Source organism: Campylobacter sp. (genome assembly GCF_030528245.1).
In the GTDB taxonomy this organism is placed as follows: Bacteria; Campylobacterota; Campylobacteria; order Campylobacterales; family Campylobacteraceae; genus Campylobacter_D.
On record NZ_JAUMZG010000020.1, the window covers coordinates 27,754 to 28,279 of the forward strand.

Annotated in this window: 1 pseudogene; it reads left to right on the forward strand. The window is 50.8% G+C overall.

From position 1 onward, the window contains the following. Window positions 1-75 precede the first annotated feature (75 nt). Window positions 76-526 (forward strand): annotated as a pseudogene (locus tag Q4A73_RS04885) (DUF115 domain-containing protein); the annotation flags it as partial.

A 526-nucleotide genomic window follows, 5' to 3' on the forward strand; every position in this document is an offset into this window, starting at 1 on the left:
TCTTTTCGTCGGGGCGGGTCCGCGGGGGGGGGCGCCCCGCCCCCCCGCTTGCTCTATAAGGATCTTGCGCGAGAAATGGAGGCTTTACGCGAGCTTTATGATGCCAAGTATCCCTACTACCCCCTGCTTTATTTTTACGGGCTAGGTAATGGCGTGTGGCTTGCAAATATCCTAGAAAATCCTCGCCATCATCATATTGTGGTGTTTGAAAACGACCTGGAGCTTTTGTGGGCGGTTTTGAGTGTGGTGGATTTAAGCGAGGCTTTAAAAGCGGCTCGCATAATGCTTTTTTACACGCCCTTTTTGAGTGAGGAGGATTTAGTCCAACTTGCGCAGACGCAGCCCTTTTTGGCCTTTTCGCGGACCTATTTTTTAGAGCTAGCTTGTGAGTATTATGAGGCCTTTGGTGAGGAAATTCTAAAGCTCAACGCCGTTTTGATGAGGGGATTTGAAATGGGCATTCTAGAAAGCGGCAACGACCCCAAAGACGCCCTGCAGGGCATCGAGCAGTTCGTGCTCAACATCC